Source organism: Nonomuraea sp. NPDC005983 (genome assembly GCF_040614375.1).
Taxonomy (GTDB): domain Bacteria; phylum Actinomycetota; class Actinomycetes; order Streptosporangiales; family Streptosporangiaceae; genus Nonomuraea.
In genome coordinates, this window is sequence record NZ_JBEXUP010000259.1 from 1 (window position 1) to 5,425 (window position 5,425).

The window sequence follows — 5,425 nt, forward strand, 5'->3', positions numbered from 1 at the left end:
AGTGATCATCAAGGACTGGGCCGGGCGCGAGAGCAACGGCCAGATCTGATGGGTACGGCCGCGCAGCACGAGCACGAGCAGCGGCGGCAGCTCGACCAGCAGCCACGGCATGGTGTCGGCCTGCCTGCCGGTCAGCGGGTGGGCGGCGGTGATGGCGATCGAGGCGATCCCGGCCGCGGACGCCGCCCAGGCGACGGGGACGCGCGGCACGAACGCCGCGACCATCGCCGCCAGCGCGACCAGTGGCCCGATCAGGTCCATGTGCGGTGGGGGGCGTCGCCCCGTCCTCCTCTCGATCACGTGTGCGCTTCCTCGGGGCGCGTGCGCCCGTTCTGTACGGACCAACCGTACGGAGCAGGCGGCTCGCGGCGCGACTCGGGGCGCGGCACTGCCCCCGTCATCGCCGCGCTCGGCTACTACGTGGCAGGTGCCGCAGGTGCGGGCTGGTCTGAACGGGTCACCGAGCGAGCAGGGCGGCCTCGGTGATGGGCGACTCGTGGGTGCCGGCGACGGTGCAGGCGTGCGCCCCGGCGATCGCGCCGAGCCGCACGCACTCGTCCAGGGGCAGGTCGCGCAGCCGTCCGAACAGGAAGCCGGAGACGAACGCGTCGCCCGCGCCGTTGCTGTCGGCGACCGGGCCGGGCAGCGGCGCGGCCGGGAAGACTCGGATGTCGCCGTCGCGGGTGAGTGTCAGGCAGCCGTCGGCGCCGCGCGTGCACACGACCGTGTGGGCGCGGCCGTGGCGGACGATGTGGCGCATGGCGGCGGCCGGGTCGGGGAGCGCGGTGGCCGACAGGAACACCAGGTCCGACTGGTAGGCGAAGTCCTTGTGGTAGTCGTCGGTGCCGTTCCAGTCGTGCAGGTCGGTGGAGACGGGCGTACCGGCGAGGTCGGGGTAGACGTGGCGGGAGAAGTCGGTGATCGACAGGTGCGCGTGCCGGGTGCGCACGCCCGTGTAGAGCTCGGACGGCAGCCGCTCCCCCGGGGTCGCCCTGGGGTCGAACAGGGACGTGCGGCGGCCGTCGGGGCCGACGAGCAGCACGCTGCGCCGGGTGCCCGCCTCGGCCGGCGCCCAGGAGAAGTCGACGCCGTGCAGGGCCTGCCGGATCAGCGCGCCCTGCGGGTCGTCGCCGATCAGGTCGGCGAACGCGACGCGCAGGCCGAGCGCCGCGCAGCCGAGCGCCACCCCGGCGCCGGTGTTGCCGATCCTGTCGATCACCGGCGGCACCGCGTAGGTGTCGGCATACGGCAGCGGCAGCCCGGGGACGTAGACCGTGGTGTCGACCCCCGCACCGCCGATGACGAGGATGTCGTGCGTCATCGGTTCACCAGCGGCCCCGAGCCGGTGGAGCCGCGCACGACCAGCTCCGGCTGGAAGATCAGCTCGACGTGCTTGGCCGGGGCCCCGTTGACCTCTTCCAGCAGCGTCTGGACGGCCGCCGAGGCCATCGCGCCGATCGGCTTGCGCACGGTCGTCAGCGGCGGGTCGGTGAACGCGATCAGCGGCGAGTCGTCGAACCCGACCACCGACACCTCCCCCGGCACGGACAGGCCCTTCTCCCGGCAGGCGCGGATCGCGCCGAGCGCCATCAGGTCGCTCGCGCACACGATGCCGGTGCAGCCCCGCGACAGCAGCTGCGCCGCCGCCGCCTGGCCGCCCTCGACGGAGAACAGCGAGTGCGCGATCAGGTCGTCGACCTCGGACGCGCCGAGCAGCTGCGCCATGGCCTGCCGGTAGCCGTCGATCTTCCTGATCACCGGGACGAACCTGCGCGGCCCCAGCGCCAGCCCGATCCGCTCGTGGCCGAGGTCGACGAGGTGCTGCACGGCCAGCCGCGCGGCGAGCCGGTCGTCGGGCGAGATGAACGGGGCGTCGATGTGCTCGTTGTAGCCGTCGACCAGCACGATCGGCAGGCCGCGGTCGGTGAGCCTGGTGTAACGGTCCATCCGGGCGGTGGTGTCGGCGTGCAGCCCCGACACGAACACGATGCCGCTCACCCCCCTGTCGACCAGCAGCTCGGTGAACTCGTCCTCGGGGGCGCCGCCGGGAAGCTGGGTGCAGAGCACCGGCGTGTAGCCGTGCTGGGTGAGCGCCTTCTCGATGGCCTGCGCGAACGCCGGGAAGATGGGGTTGTCGAGCTCGGGGGTGACCAGGCCGACCAGCCCGTTGCTGCGCTGGCGCAGCCGGGGCGGGCGCTCGTACCCCATGAGATCGAGCGCGGTCATCACGGCCTGGCGGGTGGCGGACGAGACGCCCGGCTTGCCGTTGAGCACCCGGCTGACGGTGGCCTCGCTCACCCCTGCCTGGGCGGCGATGTCGGCGAGGCGCGCGTGCCCGCTCATGCGTGCCTGTTCATGGCAGATACTGTACTTTCCGCCACGCAGCGGGATCGGGCCTATCGGGGGCGTGCGACCGTGCGGGGAGACCGCCGGGCACGGCGGTGGGGCCGGGCACGCGCGGCAGGCGGAGCGCGGCTTCGTGCCACCACATGGTCATCGTCTCACCCCCGGAACGTCTCGACCATGAAAGCCCTTGCCGCAACTTTACGCAAGTCCTTCCAGGCGGGATGTTTCCAGACGTTTCACGAGTGGGATGACCGAAACCCCTCGACCGAAATACCGCTGCATCGATTTCTTTATGACAAGGGTGGACATGTGGCGTTAAGGCGCGATGTACTACCTCTTCAATCAGCCCCGTCACAGGTGACACGCGTGCAAGGTGTGGGCCCATGAGCTCCGTCGTTCTCGACAAAGTGACCAAGGTGTATCCGGGCGGCTACCTGGCGGTCGACCGGATGACCCTGAAGGTGGAGAACGGTGAGTTCCTCGTCCTCCTCGGGCCGTCGGGCTGCGGAAAGTCGACCCTCCTGCGCATGATCGCCGGCTTGGAGGAGATCACCGAAGGGGACCTCTGGCTCGACGGCCGGCTCGCCAACCACCTGCCACCCCGCGACCGCGACGTGGCCATGGTCTTCCAGAACGGCGCCCTCTACCCGCACCGCACCGTACGCGGCAACATCGCCTTCCCCCTGGAGATCGCCAAGTCGGACCCCGCGAAGGTCCGCGAGCGCGTCACCGAGTTATCCAAGGCCTTACACATCGACGAGACCCTCGACCGCCGGCCCGGCACGCTCTCCGGCGGCCAGCGCCAGCGCGTCGCGATGGGCCGCGCGATCGTCCGCCAGCCCAAGCTGTTCCTGATGGACGAGCCGCTGTCGAACCTGGACGCGGGCATGCGCACCGAGCTGCGCATGGAGATCTCCGCGCTCGTCAGATCGCTCGGCGTGACCACGATCTACGTGACGCACGACCAGGTCGAAGCCCTCACGCTGGCCGACAGGATCGCCATCCTCAACCGCGGCGTGCTGCAGGACGTCGGCACCCCGGGCCAGATCTACAACGACCCGGCGACCGCGTTCGTGGCGGCGTTCCTCAACTCGCAGCAGCTCAACCTGCTCGCCGCCACCGTGCGGACCCCGCAGAACCAGTTCGTCATGCTCGACTTCGGGCCGCACCGGCTGACGCTGCCGTGGAGCGATCCGCGGGCGTACGCCATCTCGCAGCACACCGGCGGGCAGGTGCTGGTGGGCCTACGCCCCGACGGGCTGGCGCCCGTGCCGGAGTCCTACGACGGGCCGTCGTTCTACGGGCGGGTGCGGACGCTGGAGTACCACGGGCACGAGTGGCTCGCCTACATCGAGTGCGGGATGCCGCCCGCCCCCGTGCCCGAACCGCCGGACCCGCGCGCCCGCACCAACGGCCACGCGAACGGCTCCGGCGGGCTGAGGAAGATGGTGCGGCGGCTGTTCTCCAGGCCCGAGGAGCCCCAGGACCAGGAGCAGGTGGGGCAGAACGTGGGCGGCGGCTTCCACCGCCGCTCGGACCTGATCGTCCGCATCGGCAACCGGCCGGTGTGGCGCGCCAACGACGCGGCCAAGGTGGGCGTCGACATGGGGCGCGTGATGATCTTCACCCCGGACGGCGCCCGCATCGACCCACCCCGCCGCTGACGCCGTCTCGCAGGACTCTCTCCAGGCTCTCGTAGGGCTTTCTTGGCCGTCGCCGAGGGCTTCCGCACCCACGGCCGTCCTCTCTCTTGACTAACCGGACCACAGTCCAAATCGCTGCGCTGGGCCGGCGTCACCGACATCCAGGAGGTCCGGCACCACCCCACGCTGACCGGCGACTACGACCAGGAGCGCAAGCAGGCCGACGAGCGGGCCCGCCAGATCGCCCGGACGTTCTAGCCCCGGGCTGCCCCGGCGCGGCAGGCGAGCCGTGTGTACTGTTGGCGCCAGCAGTCGTGATCTAGGAGCTAGCTGAAATGACCTTGTGGCAGGCCCTTGACGGAGCTCGCGTGTTCGACCTGGCGCAGCCGATGCGCAAGGGGATGCCACAGTCCCCCAACCATCCGCCGTTCCGGATGGTGCTGGAGCGCAGGCACGGTGACCTCGTCAGGGCCGACGGCGGGTCGGCCGCGAACGAGGTCATCGTCACCGGCGGGCACGTGGGCACGCACGTCGACGCGCTCGCGCACGTGTCGCACGACGGCCTCCTGCACGGTGGGCAGCCCACCGGGCCGGTCATGTCGCACGAGGGGTTCAGCAGCCTCGGCATCGACACGTTCGAACCGTTCGTGGGCCGGTGCGTGCTGCTGGACGTCGCCGCCGCGCACGGGGTGAAGACGCTGCCCGCCGGGTACGAGATCACCGCCGACGACCTGTCCACGGCCGCCGCCGAGGTGGAGATCCGGCCGGGCGACGCGGTGCTGGTGGGAACCGGGTGGTCGCGGCTGTGGGCGTCCGGGGAGGAGTTCGTCGGGCAGCGCGACGGCGTCCCCGGGCCGGGGGCGGAGGCCGGCCGGTGGCTGGCGGAGCGGCGGCCGCGGGTGGTGGGCGGCGAGACGATCGCGTTCGAGCACATCGCCCCCGGGCGGGGGCACGCCACGTTGCCCGTGCACCGCATCATGCTGGTGGAGTCCGGCATCAACATCGTCGAGACCATGCGCCTGGCCGAGCTGCTCGACGCGGGGGTGCGGGAGTTCCTGCTCGTGCTGAACCCGCTGCCGATCGTCGGCGCGACCGGCGCTCCCGTCCGCCCTCTGGCCGTCGTGACCTGACGCCGGCCCCATCACCCGGAACATCGCCGGACCCCGCGTCCGCACCGGACAGCAGTCTGGACCACCGGACCGAGGCCCCGCGCCGGCGGGCGGCCTGAACCGTAGCTAGGAGTTTCGATGACTTACGTGCAGCGGCTGGCCGAGTTCGCCGTGGCCTGCCGCGACCAGGGCATTCCCGCCGAGGTGCGAGACGACGTCGCCGGGCGGGTGCTCGACGTGCTCGGCAACTGCCTGGCCGCGTACGCGGAGCCGGACGGCGACGCCGGCCCCGCGGTCCTGCGGGCGGCGCGCAGGTGGGGCGGGACG

Annotated in this window: 5 protein-coding genes and 1 pseudogene; 3 read left to right on the top strand and 3 right to left on the bottom strand. The window is 71.8% G+C overall.

Going from position 1 to position 5,425, the window contains the following annotated elements:
• From ABZ297_RS46115 to ABZ297_RS46125, 3 genes are all read right to left on the bottom strand, one after another.
• On the bottom strand, positions 1-300 hold a 300-nt coding region (locus ABZ297_RS46115; RefSeq protein WP_355360749.1), incomplete at its 3' end, for a hypothetical protein.
• A 157-nt stretch (positions 301-457) separates the two neighbouring features.
• Positions 458-1,321: a PfkB family carbohydrate kinase gene (locus ABZ297_RS46120; RefSeq protein WP_355360752.1), complete on the bottom strand. Its 864-nt coding sequence runs from the start codon at positions 1,319-1,321 to the stop codon at positions 458-460.
• A complete protein-coding gene (locus tag ABZ297_RS46125; RefSeq protein ID WP_355360755.1) occupies positions 1,318-2,343 on the bottom strand; it encodes a LacI family DNA-binding transcriptional regulator in 1,026 nt (341 codons plus the stop codon). Before ABZ297_RS46125 ends, ABZ297_RS46120 begins: the two co-directional genes overlap by 4 nt.
• Before the next feature lie 386 nt (positions 2,344-2,729).
• Here ABZ297_RS46125 and ABZ297_RS46130 point away from each other — a divergent pair, with 386 nt between their 5' ends.
• The 3 genes and pseudogenes from ABZ297_RS46130 to ABZ297_RS46140 all read left to right on the top strand — a co-directional run.
• Complete coding sequence (locus tag ABZ297_RS46130; RefSeq protein ID WP_355360758.1) at positions 2,730-4,010, top strand: ATP-binding cassette domain-containing protein; 1,281 nt, start codon at positions 2,730-2,732, stop codon at positions 4,008-4,010.
• 314 nt (positions 4,011-4,324) lie between these two features.
• Positions 4,325-5,119 carry a cyclase family protein gene (locus ABZ297_RS46135; protein WP_355360761.1) on the top strand — a complete coding sequence of 265 codons (795 nt, stop codon included), beginning with the start codon at positions 4,325-4,327 and terminating at the stop codon, positions 5,117-5,119.
• Between the two features lie 117 nt (positions 5,120-5,236).
• Positions 5,237-5,425: pseudogene (locus ABZ297_RS46140) on the top strand (MmgE/PrpD family protein); the annotation flags it as partial.

Coding starts and splice junctions, on each gene's coding strand:
- ABZ297_RS46120 (WP_355360752.1), bottom strand. CDS start 1,321: ATGACGCACGACATCCTCGTCATCGGCGGTGCGGGGGTCGACACCACG.
- ABZ297_RS46125 (WP_355360755.1), bottom strand. CDS start 2,343: ATGAGCGGGCACGCGCGCCTCGCCGACATCGCCGCCCAGGCAGGGGTG.
- ABZ297_RS46130 (WP_355360758.1), top strand. CDS start 2,730: ATGAGCTCCGTCGTTCTCGACAAAGTGACCAAGGTGTATCCGGGCGGC.
- ABZ297_RS46135 (WP_355360761.1), top strand. CDS start 4,325: ATGACCTTGTGGCAGGCCCTTGACGGAGCTCGCGTGTTCGACCTGGCG.